The sequence below is a fragment of the Paucibacter sp. B51 genome (genome assembly GCF_027863535.1).
Classification (GTDB): domain Bacteria; phylum Pseudomonadota; class Gammaproteobacteria; order Burkholderiales; family Burkholderiaceae_C; genus Paucibacter_A; species Paucibacter_A aquatilis.
Genome location: NZ_JAPIVN010000001.1, coordinates 4,761,583 through 4,779,506, shown reverse-complemented (window position 1 = coordinate 4,779,506; position 17,924 = coordinate 4,761,583). Strand labels below are relative to the sequence as shown.

General features: G+C 65.6%; 14 protein-coding genes. 9 read left to right on the top strand and 5 right to left on the bottom strand.

Annotated features, from left to right (window positions below):
* The first annotated feature begins 84 nt into the window (after nucleotides 1-84).
* The 9 genes from ppsA (at nucleotide 85) to OOB33_RS20095 (ending at nucleotide 11,547) form a co-directional block, all read left to right on the top strand.
* Entirely contained in the window at nucleotides 85-2,493 is a 2,409-nt protein-coding gene (gene ppsA, locus OOB33_RS20135) for a phosphoenolpyruvate synthase (protein ID WP_102767403.1), read from the top strand.
* A gap of 307 nt (nucleotides 2,494-2,800) precedes the next feature.
* On the top strand, nucleotides 2,801-4,864 hold the full coding sequence (locus OOB33_RS20130; protein WP_271009931.1) for a sodium:solute symporter family protein: 2,064 nt from the start codon (nucleotides 2,801-2,803) through the stop codon (nucleotides 4,862-4,864).
* Between the two features lie 185 nt (nucleotides 4,865-5,049).
* Nucleotides 5,050-5,412 carry a 30S ribosomal protein S6 gene (gene rpsF, locus OOB33_RS20125; RefSeq protein WP_102767402.1) on the top strand — a complete coding sequence of 121 codons (363 nt, stop codon included), beginning with the start codon at nucleotides 5,050-5,052 and terminating at the stop codon, nucleotides 5,410-5,412.
* A gap of 85 nt (nucleotides 5,413-5,497) precedes the next feature.
* Nucleotides 5,498-5,785, top strand: coding sequence for a primosomal replication protein N (gene priB, locus OOB33_RS20120; RefSeq protein ID WP_102767401.1), 288 nt, complete (start codon nucleotides 5,498-5,500; stop codon nucleotides 5,783-5,785).
* 44 nt (nucleotides 5,786-5,829) lie between these two features.
* Entirely contained in the window at nucleotides 5,830-6,120 is a 291-nt protein-coding gene (rpsR, locus tag OOB33_RS20115; protein WP_102767400.1) for a 30S ribosomal protein S18, read from the top strand.
* A gap of 13 nt (nucleotides 6,121-6,133) precedes the next feature.
* Nucleotides 6,134-6,586, top strand: a complete 453-nt coding sequence (gene rplI, locus OOB33_RS20110; RefSeq protein WP_102767399.1) for a 50S ribosomal protein L9 — start codon at nucleotides 6,134-6,136, stop codon at nucleotides 6,584-6,586.
* Nucleotides 6,587-6,794: 208 nt separating this feature from the next.
* Entirely contained in the window at nucleotides 6,795-8,249 is a 1,455-nt protein-coding gene (gene dnaB, locus OOB33_RS20105) for a replicative DNA helicase (RefSeq protein WP_102767398.1), read from the top strand.
* Nucleotides 8,250-8,259: 10 nt separating this feature from the next.
* Nucleotides 8,260-10,302 carry a 3'-5' exonuclease gene (locus OOB33_RS20100; protein WP_271009930.1) on the top strand — a complete coding sequence of 681 codons (2,043 nt, stop codon included), beginning with the start codon at nucleotides 8,260-8,262 and terminating at the stop codon, nucleotides 10,300-10,302.
* Between the two features lie 69 nt (nucleotides 10,303-10,371).
* On the top strand, nucleotides 10,372-11,547 hold the full coding sequence (locus OOB33_RS20095) for a PA0069 family radical SAM protein (RefSeq protein WP_271009929.1): 1,176 nt from the start codon (nucleotides 10,372-10,374) through the stop codon (nucleotides 11,545-11,547).
* A gap of 16 nt (nucleotides 11,548-11,563) precedes the next feature.
* On the opposite strand, the gene OOB33_RS20090 is transcribed toward OOB33_RS20095, so the two are convergent.
* From OOB33_RS20090 to OOB33_RS20070, 5 genes are all read right to left on the bottom strand, one after another.
* Nucleotides 11,564-13,195, bottom strand: a complete 1,632-nt coding sequence (locus tag OOB33_RS20090; protein ID WP_271009928.1) for a response regulator — start codon at nucleotides 13,193-13,195, stop codon at nucleotides 11,564-11,566.
* 278 nt (nucleotides 13,196-13,473) lie between these two features.
* Entirely contained in the window at nucleotides 13,474-14,616 is a 1,143-nt protein-coding gene (gene dnaJ, locus OOB33_RS20085) for a molecular chaperone DnaJ (protein WP_102767394.1), read from the bottom strand.
* A gap of 129 nt (nucleotides 14,617-14,745) precedes the next feature.
* Complete coding sequence (gene dnaK, locus OOB33_RS20080; protein WP_102767393.1) at nucleotides 14,746-16,704, bottom strand: molecular chaperone DnaK; 1,959 nt, start codon at nucleotides 16,702-16,704, stop codon at nucleotides 14,746-14,748.
* Nucleotides 16,705-16,852: 148 nt separating this feature from the next.
* Nucleotides 16,853-17,377 (bottom strand): nucleotide exchange factor GrpE, encoded by a 525-nt coding sequence (gene grpE / locus OOB33_RS20075; RefSeq protein WP_102769540.1) that lies wholly within the window; start codon nucleotides 17,375-17,377, stop codon nucleotides 16,853-16,855.
* Nucleotides 17,378-17,473: 96 nt separating this feature from the next.
* The gene (locus OOB33_RS20070; protein ID WP_102767392.1) at nucleotides 17,474-17,911 is read right to left on the bottom strand and encodes an RNA-binding S4 domain-containing protein; all 438 of its coding nucleotides are present in this window, start codon (nucleotides 17,909-17,911) and stop codon (nucleotides 17,474-17,476) included.
* Nucleotides 17,912-17,924: the final 13 nt, after the last annotated feature.

Genomic DNA, 17,924 nt, shown 5'->3' with positions numbered 1-17,924 from the left:
GGATGCCGTGTGGCTGCATTTCATGGGGGGCGCCGTGGGCGCCCCGGCGGGACTCCGGAATTTTCAACATCACGGAGTTTTCCCATGTCTGCACGCTTTGAGCCGACCGCCCTGGTCGTCCCCTTTGAGAATCTGAGGATGAGCGACGTCGAGGTCGTTGGCGGTAAGAACGCCAGCCTCGGCGAGATGATTTCGGAGCTGTCCTCCTCGGGCGTCCGTGTGCCGGGTGGCTTTGCCACCACGGCCCATGCCTTCCGCGAATTCCTCAAGCATGAGGGCCTGGACAAGCGCATTGAAGCGCGCCTGGCGACCTTGAATACCGACGATGTGCGCGCCCTGGCTGAGGCCGGTGCGGAAATCCGCGGCTGGCTGGAGGCGCAGCCTTTCCCGGCCGATCTGGAAGCGCAGATCCGCAGCTCCTTCGCCAAGCTCACGGCCGACCACCCGGACGTGTCCTTCGCCGTGCGCTCCTCCGCCACGGCCGAAGACCTGCCGGATGCGTCCTTCGCCGGCCAGCAGGAAACCTTCCTGAACGTGGTGGGCATCGAAGAGGTGCTGCACAAGATGAAGGAGGTGTTTGCCTCCCTCTACAACGACCGAGCCATCAGCTACCGCGTGCACAAGGGCTTTGCCCATGCCGACGTGGCCCTGTCGGCCGGCGTGCAGCGCATGGTGCGCTCCGACCTCGGCTCGGCCGGTGTGATGTTCACCATCGACACTGAGAGCGGCTTCAAGGATGTGGTCTTCATCACCTCCAGCTACGGCCTGGGCGAAACCGTGGTGCAGGGCGCCGTGAACCCGGACGAGTTCTATGTGCACAAGCCGGCCCTGGCGCGCGGCAAGCTGCCCATCATCCGACGTAACCTCGGATCCAAGCTGATCCGCATGGAGTTCACTTCGGCCGAGGAAAAGGCCGCCAGCGGCAAGCTGGTCAAGACCGTGGACACCCTGCCCGAGGCGCGCAACCGCTACTCGCTGAACGACGCGGAAGTGATCGAGCTGTCCAAGTACGCGCTCATCATCGAGCAGCATTACCAGCGTCCCATGGACATTGAGTGGGGCCGTGATGGCGTCGATGGCCAGCTTTACATCTTGCAGGCCCGCCCGGAGACGGTGAAGAGCCAGGCCGAAGGCCAGGTCGAGCACAGCTACAAGCTCAAGGGCCACAGCGCCGTGCTGGCCGAAGGTCGTGCCATCGGCCAGAAGATCGGCACCGGCCCGGTGCGCCTGGTCGAGAGCGTGGCCGAGATGGAGCGCGTGCAGCCCGGCGATGTGCTGGTCACCGACATGACCGACCCGAACTGGGAACCGGTGATGAAGCGGGCCAGCGCCATCGTCACCAATCGTGGTGGCCGCACCTGCCACGCCGCCATCATTGCGCGCGAGCTGGGCATTCCGGCCGTGGTCGGTTGCGGCAATGCGACCGAAACGCTCAAGGATGGCCAGCTGGTCACCGTGGCTTGCTCGGAAGGCGACACCGGCTACATCTACGACGGCTTGCTGGAAACAGAAGTCAGCGAGGTGCACCGCGGCGAGCTGCCTTACTGCCCGATCAAGATCATGATGAACGTCGGCAACCCGCAGCTGGCCTTCAACTTCGCGCAGATGCCCAGCGCCGGCGTCGGCCTGGCTCGCCTCGAGTTCATCATCAACAACAACATCGGTGTCCACCCCAAGGCCATCCTGGACTATCCGAACATCGATGCTGATCTGAAGAAGGCGGTGGAGTCGGTGGCCCGAGGCCATGCCTCGCCGCGCGCCTTCTATGTCGACAAGCTGGTGGAGGGCATTGCCACCATCGCGGCGGCCTTCTACCCGCGGCCGGTGATCGTGCGCCTGTCCGACTTCAAGAGCAATGAGTACCGCAAGCTGATTGGTGGCTCGCGCTACGAGCCCGATGAAGAGAACCCGATGCTGGGTTTCCGCGGCGCCTCGCGCTACATCAGCGGTGAGTTCTCAGATGCCTTTGCCATGGAGTGCGAGGCGCTCAAGCGCGTGCGCATCGACATGGGCCTGAGCAATGTCGAGATCATGGTGCCCTTTGTGCGCACGGTGCGCCAGGCCGAGCGGGTGGTCAGTATGCTGGCCGAGCGTGGCCTCAAGCGTGCGGCCGACGGCGGCAGCGACGGCCTGCGCGTCATCATGATGTGCGAAGTGCCCAGCAACGCCATCCTGGCCGAGCAGTTCCTGGAGCACTTCGATGGCATGTCCATCGGCTCCAACGACCTGACCCAGTTGACCCTGGGCCTGGACCGCGATTCGGGCCTGGAGCAACTGGCCGGTGATTTCGACGAGCGCGACCCGGCCGTCAAGGCCATGATCTCGCGCGCCATCGCCGCTTGCCGCGCCACGGGCAAGTACGTGGGCATCTGCGGCCAGGGCCCCAGCGACCACCCCGATTTCGCCGACTGGTTGGCCAGCGAGGGCATCGTGTCCATCTCCCTGAACCCGGACACAGTGATCGAAACCTGGCAGCGCCTGGCCAAGCGTTGATGGCCACGGGCCGGTGCTTGGGCGCCGGTTCGATGGATTGAGACCGAACGGCCCGCTTGACGCGGGCCGTTTTTGTTTCTTGCAAGGGCGTCTGGGCGTCCGCCGGACCTCGGGGCGGCAAGCCTCGGGTTTTCGGTATCGACAGCAGGGGGCCGGGGCTCGCATGATGGGGGCAGGCCACCGGCCCTGGCGCATCCCTCGCTGCCACCTCTTTCGTGTTCTCGTCGCCCAGACCTGCAGACCCACCGTGGCTTTTGTTCGCTCCCGCTCCTTTGCCCCCCGGCCACCGCTGCCTCTGGCGGCACGCATGAAGCGCATCTACCTGGGCTTCACCCTGGGTTTTCTGTTCTTCCTGCTGTGCCTGGCGGTGCTGGAGCGGCTGGGTCTGTCCAAGAGCGCGATTGGCATCAGTTTTCTGGCCGCCACCGTGGTGGTCTACGCCTGCATCGGCCTGTTCAGTCGCACCACCGATGCCGACGAGTACTACGTGGCCGGCCGTCGCGTGCCGGCCATTTTCAATGGCATGGCGGCCGGTGCCGATTGGATGAGCGCGGCCAGCTTCATCGGCCTGGCCGGCACGCTCTACCTCAGTGGATATGGCGGCTTGGCCTATGTGCTGGGTTGGACGGGCGGCTTTTGTCTGGTGGCTTTGTGCCTGGCGCCGTATCTGCGCCAGTTCGGGCAATACACCATCCCGGACTTTCTCGGTGCCCGCTACGGCGGCATGGCGCCGCGTCTGCTGGGCGCATTGGCGGCCATGCTGGTGTCCTTCATCTATGTGGTGGCGCAGATTTACGGGGTGGGCCTGATCACGGCGCGCCTGACGGGCTTCAGTTTCGAGATCGGGGTGTTTCTCGGTCTGGGCGGCGTGCTGGTCTGCTCATTTCTGGGGGGCATGCGGGCCGTGACCTGGACCCAGGTGGCGCAGTACATCGTGCTCTTGCTGGCCTATCTGGTGCCGGTGATCTGGATGAGTGTCAAACAGACAGGCATGCCGTTGCCCCAGCTCAGCTACGGCCAGCAACTGCAGCAGATCAGCGTGACCGAGCAGCGATTGCTGCGCGACCCGGCCGAGTTGCAGGTGCGAGCCGCCTTCGCCGAGCGGGCAGCCGGTTTTGAGCGCAAGTTGCAAGAAGTGCCCGAGGCGCTGGCGGCCGAGCGTGCTGAGGCGGCCCGGCAGGTGGCGGAACTCAAGGCGCAGGATGCCCCGCTGGCCGCCATTCAGGCGGCCGAGAAGCGCCAGGCGGCCTTGCCTCGCACGCCCCATGAGGCGGCCGAGCAATGGCAACGAGGCCGTGCTTACAACGAGGCGCGGGCGCAACCGCTGGGCGGCATGCCGGAGCATGCGCTGGCCTACGCGGGCCATCCGCAGGGCAGTGCGCCGGAGCAGCACAAGTTCGAGGAGTCGCGGCGCAACTTCCTGGCCCTGGTGTTCTGCCTGGTGGTGGGTACGGCCGGCCTGCCGCACTTGTTGACGCGCTTCTACACCACGCCCACGGTGCGCGAGGCGCGCAGTTCGGTGGCCTGGTCCCTGCTTTTCATCTCGCTGCTCTACATCACCGCGCCAGCCCTGGCCGTGATGGTCAAGTACGAGGTCTTCACCCATCTGGTGGGCACGCCCTTCGAGCAGTTGCCCGGCTGGATCATGCAGTGGACCCGGGTCGATCCCGGCTTGCTGGCGGTCAGCGACGTCAATGGCGACGGCATCCTGCAGCTCGGTGAGCTGCGCATCAGTGGAGACATCATCCTGCTGATGGCGCCCGAGCTGATGGGCCTGCCCTTCGTCATCTCGGCCCTGGTGGCGGCCGGTGGCCTGGCAGCGGCGCTGTCGACGGCCGATGGCTTGTTGCTGACCATCTCGGCCGCCTTGTCCAACGATGTCTACTACCGGCTCTTCAACCCGCAGGCCTCGATGACGCGCCGCGTCACCTTGTCCAAGGCCTTGCTGCTGGCCACGGCTTTGGCGGCCGCCGCCGTGGCGGCGCAAAAGCCGGCGGACATCCTGCTGCTGGTGTCAGCGGCGTTCTCCATCGCCGGCGCCACTTTCTTCCCCGCGCTGGTGCTGGGCATTTTCTGGCGCCGTGCCAATGGTTGGGGTGCACTGGCCGGCATGCTGACCGGTCTGGCGGTGACGGTGTACTACATGGTGGCGGCCAGCCCCAGCTTGCGCCTGGCCTTGGGCGTGCCGGGGCCGGCCCAGCTGATCGGCGGCATCGCGCCCGTCTCGGCTGGGGTGTTTGGTGTACCGGCCGGTTTCCTGGCCATTGTGCTGGTCAGCTGGCTGACGCCGCGGCCCTCGGCGGCGCAGGCCCATATGCTGGATCAGTTGCGCAGCCCGCCGCGCCCGCAGCCGCCATCGACACAGTTCTGAGCTCGAACCCGCCGCTTTGCGTGCACGCAAACCTTGGTGGAAATCGAGAAACTGCGCTACAATCGCGGGTTCCCCCTTGCCGTGACCACGTGAACTGACGCTGTGGCGCGGCTTCCACAGGCGAAAGCAGGGCGGTCCACTGTCGGGCGTCGGCCGGCTCAGCCTGGAATCCACAAGGAGTATTTATGCGTCACTATGAAATCGTTTTGCTGATCCATCCGGATCAAAGCGAACAAGTTCCGGCCATGCTGGAGCGCTACAAGACCCTGATCACCAGCAATGGCGGCGCTGTGCACCGCGTTGAAGACTGGGGCCGTCGTCAGATGGCTTACCTGATTCAAAAGCTGGCCAAGGCTCACTACCTGTGCGTCAACATCGAATGCAGCAAGGAAACCCTGGCTGAGCTCGAAACCGGCTTCCGCTTCAACGACGCCATCCTGCGCCACCTGACCGTGGTGAAGGCCAAGGCTGAAACCACGCCTTCGGTGATGATGAAGACCGTGGAACGCGAAGACGCCCGCAAGGCGCCCCAAGTCGCAACGGCCTGATCAGGCTTAGCTCCGTGTTCATGAAGGTTGCCAGCGAACTGGCCACCAGCGTGCCTTTCAAGACCCGACTGCGTTCTCTTTCACTTTGAACCAACTGGTTTTGCAAGCACAGCTGCTGGAGCTGGGGCTTGTCAGATACACACCGGCCGGACTGATGGCCCTGGATGCGATGCTCAAGCACGAATCCCAGGTCCAGGAAGCTGGCAAGCCGCGCAAGGTTTCCATGGAAATCAAGGCGGTCGCAATCGGTGAGATCGGCAAGCGCCTGCAGTCGCTGGGAGTGGGAGGCAATGCACTGTTCACAGGCTTCCTCAGCGCTCAGAAGAACGGCCGTGGAACCATCTTCCACATCACCGCTCTGACACCCAACTGAACACCGAATTGTTCGAATCCGGATTAAATTAAAGAGGTCATACGATGGCACCACCACGTGGCAAGGGTCGCTTCTCCAAAGACAAGAAGCCCAAGCGCAACACCCAATCCCTGCTGTTCCGCCGCAAGCGTTTCTGCCGCTTCACCGTCACCGGTGTTGAGCAGATCGATTACAAGGACATCGACACCCTGCGCGATTTCATCGGCGAAAACGGCAAGATCACGCCGGCTCGCCTGACGGGCACCCGCGCTTTCTTCCAGCGTCAGCTGACGGTCGCCATCAAGCGCGCCCGTTTCCTGGCCATGCTGCCCTACAGCGACCAGCACAAGGTCTGAGGAGTAACCCAACATGCAAATCATTCTGCTTGAAAAGGTCGCGAACCTCGGCAACCTGGGCGACGTCGTCAAGGTCAAGGACGGCTACGCACGCAACTTCCTGATCCCGACCCGCCAGGCACGTCGTGCCACGGCCACCGCGATCGCCGAGTTCGAAGCCAAGCGCGCCGAACTGGAAAAGGCCGCTGCTGAAAAGCTGGCCGCTGCACAAGCCGTGGGCGAAGCCCTGGCCGGCAAGACCGTGCGCATCAGCCAAAAGGCTGGCGTGGACGGCCGTCTGTTCGGCTCGGTGACCAACGCCGACGTGGCCGAAGGCCTGGTGAAGCTGGGCTTCTCCATCGCCAAGGCGCAAGTGCGCATGCCCAATGGCCCGCTGAAGGCTGTCGGTGAGTTCACCGTCGCTGTCGCCGCCCACACCGATGTGGTCGTCGAAATCAGCGTGCAAGTGGTGCGCGACGCCGAGTAAACTCCGGTGTCACTGACCGTCAGCGGTCAGACAGTCGAAAAGCCGATGCTGTCCGCAGTGTCGGCTTTTTGCGTTTTTGGGCGGCGGTTTATACAACGCTGCCCCCAGGCTATCCACAGGCTTGTCCACAGGGCAGGCCTGTGGACAGCCCGGTCTTGATTGCCTTGCCCTGTTCAGCCCGCCCGAACTGCGACCCCTCCTGCCATCCATGAGCGCCACTTTCTCTCCCACTCCCTTGCCCGGATCCTCAGGTTCCTTGCCAGGCGGCAGCGCCGGCCGCGATGACGATGTGGCCCGCCTGCGCGTGCCGCCGCACTCGATCGAGGCGGAGCAGAGCGTGCTGGGCGGCCTCCTGATCGACAACAGCGCCTGGGACCGCGCCGGCGATCTGCTGAGCGAATCGGATTTCTACCGCTTCGAGCACAAGCACATCTATCTGGCCCTGGGCAAGCTGATCAATGCCGCCAAGCCGGCCGATGTGGTGACCGTGTTCGAGGAGCTGACCTCGGTCGGCAAGGCCGAGGAATGCGGTGGCCTCGCGTATCTGAATGCCCTGGCGCAAAGCGTGCCGAGTGCCGCCAATATGCGGCGTTATGCCGAGATCGTGCGCGAGCGGGCCGTGCTGCGCAAGCTGGTCTCGGCCAGCGATGAAATCGCCAGCGCCGCCATGAACCCGCAGGGCCGTGCGGTCAAGGAAATCGTTGACGAGGCCGAGGGCAAGATCTTCCGCATCAACGAGGAAGGCAATCGCAGCGGCCAGGGTTTCCAGAGCATGGACAACCTGGTGGTGGACCTGATCGACCGGGTCAACGAACTGGCCGAGAACGGCGCCGAGGACGTCACCGGCGTGCGCACCGGCTTCTACGACCTCGACAAGCAAACCGCCGGCCTGCAGCCCGGCGACCTGATCATCCTGGCCGCGCGACCCTCCATGGGCAAGACGGCCTTCGTGGTCAATATCGGCGAGAACGTGGCCATCAACGAAGGCCTGCCCGTCGTCATCTACTCCATGGAAATGGGCGCCGCCCAGCTGGCATTGCGGATGGTGGGTTCGGTGGGCCGCATCGACCAGAGCCGTCTGCGCCTCGGGCGCTTGAATGACGACGAATGGGGGCGACTGTCCGAGGCGGTGGACAAGCTCGGCAAGGCCCATATCTACATCGATGAAAGCCCGGGCCTGAGCCCGTCCGAAGTGCGCGCGCGTGCGCGCCGCCAGGCCCGAATCAGCGGCCAGCTCGGCCTCATCATCATCGACTACCTGCAGCTGATGAGTGGCAATGGCGGCGGCAATGAAGAAAACCGCGCCACCGTCATCGGCGAAATCTCGCGCGGCCTGAAAGCCCTGGCCAAGGAGCTGAAATGCCCGGTGATCGCGCTCTCGCAGCTGAATCGCTCGGTGGAGCAGCGGCCTGACAAGCGCCCCATGATGTCCGACCTGCGCGAATCGGGCGCCATCGAGCAGGATGCCGACATCATCATGTTCATCTACCGCGACGAGTACTACACCAAGGAAGAGTGCAAGGAACCGGGCGTGGCCGAGATCATCATCGCCAAGCAGCGGAATGGCCCGGTCGGCACCATCAAGCTGGCCTTCCAGCGCATGCACACCAAGTTCGAGAACCTGTCGCCGGACTATGTCAGCCCGGTCGGTGACGAGTACTGAGCCGCGGCCGGTGAGCGCTTCAGACACCGGTGCGGCGCCGGGCGCCGAGCCACCCGCCCATTTGGCCAATCCTGCCGAAGCATCGATCACGGAGCAGCCCGAAGCCCTGTTCGTGCCCGAGCATTTCGCGCCGACCGAGGAGCAGCAGCGGATCCAGGCCACGCGCGCCCGCCATGTGCTGATCGAGGCCAATGCCGGTGCCGCCAAGACCACCAGCCTGGCCTTGCGCATCGCCCAGGCCCTGATGCGGGGCGCCGATCCGGCCATGATCCTGGCCCTGACCTACACCGCACCGGCCGTGCTGGCCTTGCGCGCGCAACTGCGCTGGGTGGGCTTGCCGGCCGAGCTGGTCGAGGCGATCCGCGTGCAGAGCTTCGAGGCTTTCAGTCTTGAGGTGCTGGAGCACCTCGAAGGCGGGCGTGCCCTGTCCCTGCAGCGCCTGGAGCAGGTCAAGCCTTATCTGCTGCGCGCGGTCGAGAGGGCGCAGACCCTGCCGGGTGAGCGACACCCCGAGGAGCTCAGCATCGACGGCTCGCCGGCGGCGCTGGCCGAGGGCTTGCTGCAGACCTTTGCTGTGCTTAAGGGCCGCATGCTGATCGAGCAGCTCGATGAGGATGAGGCCATGAGCCCCGCCTTGGCCGAGGACCTGGGCTTTGACTACCTGAGCCTGCGCGTGCGCTCGGCCTATGAGTTCATCCGCCGCGGCGGACACCCGGACCGTCCAGAGTTCCGCTGCGAGGGCGACGCCTGCTACGACCTGGCCCGCGCCCTGCTGCGCGATGAGATCCCGCGCGAGGGCTCGCCCCTGGCCCAGGGCCTGGCCTTGATCGTGGTGGACGAAATGCACGACACCAACCGGGCCATGTTCACCGTGCTCAAAGCGGTGCTGGAGGCGAACCGCCGTGCAGCCTTCGTCGGCGTGGGTGACCGCGATCAGGTGATCCACTCACAGGCCGGCGCCGAAGCCGCTTTCATGCACCAGAGCTTCGAGCAGGAGATCGGCCGGCCGGTGCGCCTGCCGCTGACGGCCAGCCACCGCTTCGGCCCTGAGCTGGCGCTGATGGCCGGCCGCCTGGCCCACAACAAGGCCTATGCCGCGGCCGCGCATTGCGCCACCGAGATCGAGCTGCTGCCTTGTGAATCGGCGCGGGTGATGGCGCAGCAGGTGGCACGTCTGGCCCAGGCCCATCTGCGCCAGGCCGAGCGCCACGAGCTGCGCATCCTGCTGCGCCGCCCGGCCCAGTCCATCCTGCTGGAGCGCGAGCTGCTCAAGCTGGGGGTGGACTACCGCGTCGATGGCTTTGAGTCCTTCCTGCGCCGGCCGGAGGTGCTGCTGGTGCGCGCGCTCCATGCCTTTGCGCGCGACGATTTCAGCAGCTTTGCCAGCCGCCCTTTGCGCGAGCAGACCTTGGCCGCGTTGATGCTGTTCGCGGGCGCCTTGATCGAAAGCCCGGAGCTGCGCCATCTCGACGCGGTCACCGCGCAGCGCCGCGCGATTGCCGACGCGGCCTCGCACATCGACGGCATGCGGCCTTTCATCGAGGGCCAGGTCTTGCGCAATGCCTCGCCGCGGGCCTTGGCGCGTCTGCGCGCGGCCCTGGCGGTGTTGAAGGCCGAGGATCTGCAGGTCTTTGGCGAGGGCTTTGTGCGCGCGCTCGACCCCAGCGGCCTGGCGGCCTCGGTGCTGGTGCGCAAGGAAGACATCCAGCAGGTGCGCGACAACATTGCCCAGCTGGTGCAGATGATCGTGGCCGAAGGCGAGGGGCTGGAGCAGGCCTTCCGCCTGCTGCATCTGCTGGAAGCCGGCCAGGCGCGCATGCGCGCCGATCCGCGGGTCAGCCTGTCCAGCATCGAGGCCGCCAAGGGCCTGGAGTTCGACCATGTGCTGATCCCGCATCTCTCGCGCGGCGAGTTTGTTGGCGAGGTCAGCGCCGCCGAAAACCGCAACCTGCTGTATGTGGCCATGACGCGCGCGCGCCAGCGACTGAGTCTGGCTTACAACCCGGCCTCGCCCTCGCGTTTCTTGATCGAGGCCGGGGTGCTGAGCGCCTGAGTGAGGGGCGACGGCGGCAGGGGCGAACTGTGCGAACGGGATGCGCGAAATGCTGTATAAACGTACAGTATGCCACCCCTCCCACCAAGCCGCCCCAAGCGCCCGCTGCCGCCGGTTCCGACGGACCAGCCGCTCTACATCGCCGCCGACACCCTGAAAGGGCGGGGCACGGCCTGGGCGCTGGCGCACCGCTTCCAGAGCGAACAGCGCGAGCAGTTCGATGATGGCTGGGGCTCGCTGGCCCAGAGCTTCGATCCCGAGGCCTTGCCGCCCAGCACCCAAATCATCGAGGAGCGCGCCCAGCGCATCCTCTCGGGCAACCAATCGCCCGACATCCCCTTTGACCAGTCCATCAATCCCTACCGGGGTTGTGAGCATGGCTGTGTCTACTGCTTCGCCCGGCCGACGCACAGCTATCTCAACCTCTCGCCCGGGCTGGATTTCGAGACCCGCATCATCGCCAAGGTCAACGCCGCCGAGCGCCTGCAGGCCAGCTTCGCCAGCCCGCGCTATGTGCCGCGCCTGACCTGCCTGGGCACGGCCACCGACGCCTACCAGCCCATCGAGCGCAAGCTGGGCATCACGCGGGCCTTGATCGAGGTGCTGCAGGCGCATCGCCACCCCTTCTCGGTGGTGACCAAGTCTTCGGGCATCGAGCGCGATCTGGATCTGCTCCAGCCCATGGCCGAGCAGCAGCTGGTGTCCTGCTACATCTCCATCACCACCCTGGACCCAGCCCTGGCCCGCATCCTGGAGCCGCGTGCCGCCTCGCCCCAGCGGCGCCTGCGCAGCTTGCAGACCCTGGCCGAGGCCGGGGTGCCCGTGGGGGTGAGCGTGTCGCCCTTGATTCCCTTTCTCAACGAGCCGGAGCTGGAGCAGATCCTGGAAGCGGCGGCGGCGCTGGGCGCACGCTCGGCCTTTTGCATCCCGCTGCGCCTGCCCTGGGAGGTGAACCCGCTGTTCCAGGACTGGCTGCAGCGCCATGTGCCCGAGCGGGCCGCGCGCATCATGGCCCGGGTGCGGGATATGCGTGGCGGCCGTGACAACGACCCGAATTTCGGCAGCCGCATGCGCGGCGAGGGCATCTGGGCCCAGCTGCTGTCGCAGCGCCTGCACAAGGCCTGTGCCCGCCTGGGCCTGTCGCGTGAGCGCTATCCGCTCGACCTGACGCGCTTTCAGCGGCCAGCAACTCAGCGCCCGGCATCGTCGGCAACCGAGCCCTCCAGCCAGGGCCGCCTGTTCTGATCCGCTTGAGGGGCGCTCAGCTCGGGGCGCCGGTGCGCAAGGCCAGGCCGCCGGCGGCGCGGTTGCGGTTGTTCAGCGAGGCGATGGGGATGACGTAACGCGCCTGCAGCTCGCTGATGCGCTCGGCCAGTTGTTCGGCGTCGTCGATCTTCTCGGCATGGCGCTTGAGCACCAGGCTGGCCATGTCGATGAGTTTGGCATTGCGGGTGCTTTCGCCTTGCTGGATCAGCAACTCCACGCCGGTGCGGGCCGAGCCGCGCATGGAATGGCGCATGGCCGTTTCGGCCACCCCGAAGATGCGGGTGTGGCAGCTGCGGAACTCGTTGGCCACGGCCTCGTTGTCCTCGCTGACCGAGACCAGCAGCTCCGAGCTGGCCTTGGAGGTGCAAAAGCGCAGGCCCAGCTGGGACATGACCGGCCCCATCTCGTCCAGTTGGATGGCCAGCTTGGACAGGCGGATCCACAGGCCCACCAGCAGGCTGGCGGCTTCGAGGTCGAAATCTTCGCCGTCCGCCTCAGCGCTGAGCTGGCGGGCCAGCTCCAGGGCATTGCCGACCTTGTGATCGGCCAGATGGCGCAGGCCGCGGAACACGGCCTCGAATCGCTGCAGGCGCTTGGACTGCGGCCGCCGCTCCAGCTCCTGCACCATGGCGTCGTGCGCGTACTTCAGGCCCTTGGTGTCCTTGTTGTCAAAGCGCATGAAGCCGATCAGCACCAGGCTCAGCATGTCAAAGAGCTTGGAGCGCAGGCCCTGGGCCATGGTGCGCTCCATCATCTTCAGGGCCTCTTCGCGCTGGCCGGCGTAAAAGGCCAGGCTGCCGCAGCGCTGCTGGCGCAGCAGGCAGCCGGGGGTGAGCTTGGCGGCGGTGCGGTAGGTCTCCAGGGCGGCTTCCAACTCGCCCTGTTCCATCTGCACCCGGCCCATCACATCGTAGGAATCCGCGTGGTCGGGGATGTCGCCGATCAGGGTTTCCAGCGTGCGCCGCGCCGCCACCAGATTGCCAGCGGCCAGCTCGGAGCGCGCCACACCCAGGCGGGCCCAGGGCACGGTCTTGGCCTCGATGATGGCGTCGTAGAGCTTGTGGGCTTCTTCGTGGCGGTTCAGGCGCAGCAAGAGCTCGGCTCCGATGCGGGCGGCGTAGAGCCAGAACTCAGCGCGCGCATTGAAGCGCTTCATGCAGTGCGCGGCGGCGGCTTCAAATTCCTGTTTTTCGATCGCCTCGAAGATGTCCTTGAGCACACGCTTGCGGTGGCGCGCATGGGCCAGGCGGTCGGCCAGCGAGGCGCTGGTGTAGGGCTTGATCAGGTAGGCGTCGAGCGCCGCCTCGGCGGCCTCGGCCACCTTGGCATAGGACGCTTCGCCGGTGACCATGACGAAGACGGTGGAGTAGGGCAGCAGGTGCTCGCGGCGCAGTTCGTCCAGCAGATCCTGGCCGGACATCTCGGTGCCGTCGAAGTGGTAGTCGCAGAGCACGATGTCGTAGGTCTTGTGCTCCAGGATGACGCGGGCGTCGCTGACGCGCGAGGCCTGGCGCACCTGCTGCACACCCAGATCGCGCAGCTGGGCCGAGAGCAGGCTGCGCGAGGTCGAGTTGCTGTCGATGATCAGCGCGCTGGCGTTCTGGATCTCGCGGTCCATCAAGGCCATGGGGCCTCCCGGCGCAAGCAGGTCGCGGCGCGGCCGCCGCGGTCAGGGCGGGCGGGGCGGGCGGGGCGTGGGGCGGTGGGCATCGGGCTTCTCACACCGGGAGTATCGGCGCGCCGGCCGGCCGACTTGAGTGCCCCCAAGGCCACAACAGCTCGGTGTTTGCCCGGCATTTCTGAGCCCAGCGCATGCCGAGGCGGGCAAGAAAAAGCGCCCGGATCAGGCCCGGTGGGACCTGATGGCGGGCGCTGGGGGAGGGGCCGGAGGGCCCTCCCGAGGGCTTACTTGAAGATGTCCTTGACCCGGTCGGTCCAGCTCTTGGCATTGGGCGAGTGCTTCTCGCCGCCTTCGCGGAAGCTCTTGTCCAGCTCCTTCATCAGCTTGCGCTGGTACTCGGTCAGCTTGACTGGGGTTTCCACGCTGATGTGGCAGTACAGATCGCCGGGGTAGCTCGAGCGCACGCCCTTGATGCCCTTGCCGCGCAGGCGGAAGGTCTTGCCATGCTGGGTGCCTTCGGGCAGCTCGATTTCGGCCTTGCCGCCCAGGGTGGGCACTTCGATCGTGCCGCCCAGGGTGGCCGTGGTCAGGCCCACCGGCATGGTGCAGTGCAGGTCATCCCCGTCGCGCTCGAAGATCTCGTGCTGCTTGATGCGAATCTCGATGTACAGGTCGCCCGAGGGGCCGCCGTTGACACCGGGTTCGCCATTGCCGGCCGAGCGAATGCGCATGCCTTCGTTGATGCCGGCCGGGATCTTGACTTCCAGCGTCTTGCTTTTCTTGACCTTGCCTTGGCCGTTGCAGGCGGTGCAGGGGTCCGGAATGATCTTGCCGGTGCCGTGGCAGTGCGGGCAGGTCTGCTGCACCGAGAAAAAGCCTTGGCGCATGTGCACCGTGCCCGAGCCATTGCAGGCGCCGCAGCTCTTGGCGCTGGTGCCGGGCTTGGCGCCGGTGCCGCTGCAGGTCTCGCAGTTGTCCCAGCTGGGGATGCGGATCTGCGATTCCTTGCCGCGGGCCGCTTCTTCCAGCGTGATCTCCATGGCGTAGGACAGGTCGCTGCCGCGGTAGACCTGCTGGCCGCCGCCGCGCCGGCCACCACCGCCGCCGTTGAAGATGTCGCCAAAGATGTCGCCAAAGGCCTCGGCGAAGCCGCCAAAGCCTTCGGCACCCGGGCCGCCGCGGCCGCCCATATTCGGGTCGACGCCGGCATGGCCGTATTGGTCATAGGCCGCGCGCTTTTGCGCGTCGGACAGCATCTCGTAGGCCTCTTTGGCCTCCTTGAACTGTTCTTCGGCCTTCTTCGCACCCTCGCCCTGGTTGCGGTCGGGGTGGTACTTCATGGCCAGCTTGCGGTAGGCCTTCTTGATCTCTTCTTCGGTTGCCGTTTTGGCGAGGCCGAGGATCTCGTAATAGTCACGCTTTGCCATGGGCGGGGTCCGTGCGGTTCAAAACAACAGCGCCGCGTCGAGCGGGGGAGGCATCAAACCTCCTTGGCTGCGGCGCGGCGGCGAAGACGGCCGGTTTCTCATTGGAGACCGGCGCGCCCAAGGTCTTTCTTACTTCGAGTCCTTGACTTCCTTGAACTCGGCGTCGACCACATTGTCGTCGGCCGGCTTGGCGGAAGCTTGCTGAGCCTGCGGCTGCTCGCCACCGGCGGCACCGGCTGCCGCCGCCTGCGCAGCTTGCGCGCCTTGTGCGTCGGCGTAGATCTTCTCGCCCAGCTTCTGGCTGGCGGTCATCAGGGCTTCGGTCTTGGCTTCGATGTCGGCCTTGTCGTCGGACTTGATCGATTCTTCGGCGGCCTTGATGGCTTCCTCGATCTTTTCCTTCTCACCGGCTTCCAGCTTGTCGCCATGCTCGGTCAGCGACTTGCGCACGCTGTGCACCAGACCATCGGCCTGGTTGCGGGCCTGCACCAGCTCAACCTTCTTCTTGTCCTCGCCGGCGTTGGCTTCGGCGTCCTTGACCATCTTTTCGATCTCGGCTTCGGACAGGCCGGAGTTGGCCTTGATGGTGATCTTGTTTTCCTTGCCGGTGCCCTTGTCCTTGGCGCCGACGTGCAGGATGCCGTTGGCGTCGATGTCGAAGGACACTTCGATCTGCGGCGTGCCGCGCGGTGCCGGCGGGATGCCTTCGAGGTTGAACTCACCCAGGCTCTTGTTGCCCGAGGCCAGCTCGCGCTCGCCTTGGTAGACCTTGATGGTCACGGCCGGCTGGTTGTCGTCGGCGGTGGAGAAGGTCTGGCTGAACTTGGTCGGGATGGTCGTGTTCTTGGCGATCATCTTGGTCATCACGCCACCCAGGGTTTCGATGCCCAGGGACAGCGGGGTCACGTCCAGCAGCAGCACGTCCTTGCGGTCGCCGCCCAGCACCTGGCCTTGAATCGCAGCCCCCACGGCCACAGCTTCGTCCGGGTTCACGTCACGGCGCGGTTCCTTGCCGAAGAACTCCTTGACCTTCTCTTGCACCTTGGGCATGCGGGTCATGCCGCCGACCAGGATCACGTCGTCGATGGCACCCACGGCCACGCCCGCGTCCTTGATGGCGGTGCGGCAGGGGGCGATGGTGCGCTCGATCAGCTCGTCCACCAGCGACTCCAGCTTGGCGCGGGTCAGCTTGACGTTCAGGTGCTTGGGGCCGGTCGCGTCGGCGGTGATGTAGGGCAGGTTGACGTCGGTTTGCGAGCTGTTGGACAGCTCGATCTTGGCCTTTTCTGCGGCTTCCTTCAGGCGCTGCAGGGCCAGCACGTCCTTGGTCAGGTCGACGCCTTGCTCTTTCTTGAACTCGGTGACGATGTAGTCAATGATGCGTTGGTCAAAGTCTTCGCCGCCCAGGAAGGTGTCGCCGTTGGTCGACAGCACTTCGAACTGCATTTCGCCGTCCACATCGGCGATTTCGATGATGGACACGTCAAAGGTGCCGCCGCCCAGGTCATACACCGCGATCTTGCGGTCGCCCTTGCCATGCTTGTCCAGGCCGAAGGCCAGGGCCGCGGCGGTGGGCTCGTTGATGATGCGCTTGACGTCGAGGCCGGCGATGCGGCCGGCGTCCTTGGTGGCTTGGCGCTGGGCGTCGTTGAAGTAGGCCGGCACCGTGATCACGGCTTCGGTCACTTCTTCACCGAGGTAGTCCTCGGCGGTCTTCTTCATCTTGCGCAGCACTTCGGCGCTGATTTGCGGCGGGGCCAGCTTCTTGCCGCGCACTTCCACCCAGGCGTCGCCGTTGTCGGCGGCTGCGATGGCATAAGGCATCAGCTCGATGTCCTTTTGCACTTCCTTCTCGGTGAATTTGCGGCCGATCAGGCGCTTCACCGCGTACAGGGTGTTCTTGGGGTTGGTCACGGCCTGGCGTTTGGCCGAGGCGCCGACCAGGATCTCGCCATCTTCTTGGTAGGCAATGATGGACGGGGTGGTGCGAGCGCCTTCGGCGTTCTCGATCACGCGGGTCGTGTTGCCTTCCATGACGGCCACGCACGAGTTCGTGGTGCCCAAGTCAATGCCAATGATCTTTCCCATGGTCTTACTCCTGAAGAATTTTGATGCGTTGCTGGCGGCGCGCTGATGGCTGGTGAAAGCGCTGGCGCGGCGGCCGGATGGTTCTTAGCTGCGGCTGGCGGTCGGGCTTTCAAGCCCGGCCGACCGAGCATTTCGTGCAGTTTTGTTTTTATTTCGGGGCGGTGACGGTCACCAGGGCCGGGCGCAGCACGCGCTCGGCAATGGAGTAGCCCTTTTGCAGGACCATGACCACCGTGTTGGGCTCTTGCTCGGCCGGCACGACCGAGATGGCCTGGTGCTGGTGCGGATCGAACTTGGTGCCGGCGCTGGGGTTGATCTCCAGCACCTTGTTGCGCTCCAGGGCCGAGGCCAGCTGGCGGCGGGTGGCGTGCACGCCTTCCAGCACCGTCTCGACCTTGGCGTCGGGCAGGGCGATGGCGGCGTCCATGCTGTCCATCACGGGCAGCATGGATTCAGCGAAGGACTCTACGGCGAACTTGCGGGCCTTGGACATTTCTTCTTCCGAGCGGCGGCGGATGTTTTCCACCTCGGCCTTGGCGCGCAGGTAGGCGTCCGACATCTCGGCCAGGCGGGCTTCCACCTCGGCCAGCTTGGTCGCAGCGCTGTCCGCGCCGGTCTCGGCGGCAGAGGTCTCGGGGATCGGCTCTTGGGGGGTGGGAGTGTCTGTGGTCATGATGCAAAAAGAAGCAATGGGGCGCATATGGGCCCCATGCCCTCGATTTCAAGAGGGCTTTTCGAAGGAAATAGGCCGGGTTAACCCGCTATTTTCTCATTCTGAGTCAGCGCTGGCCGACCAGCGGTCCCAGTCGCTGAGGCGGCGGCGGTCTTGCTTGGTGGGGCGGCCCTGGGTGATGGTGGCGGCCGGCTCGGGCGCCAGACGGCGGCGCTCGGCCGCCAGCTCGCGGCGCCGGATGCTCTCGGGCGTCTCTTCGTACATGCCCTGCGCCTGGCTGGCCGGGCCGCGCTGCGGGCTCAGGCCCAGCACGCGCACCTCGCGATCCACCACGCCCTGGCGGAAATGCAGCAGGTCACCGAGCTTGAGCTCGCGCGAAGCCTTGGCCACCTGCTCGTTCACCTGCACCCGGCCCTTGCCAATTTCCTCGGCGGCCAGCGAGCGGGTCTTGAAGAAACGCGCCGCCCAGAGCCATTTGTCCAGGCGCACGCCGGTCTCGGCGGCGTCGTGTTCTTCTTTGCCCTTGTTCTTCATGCCGGCGATTTTC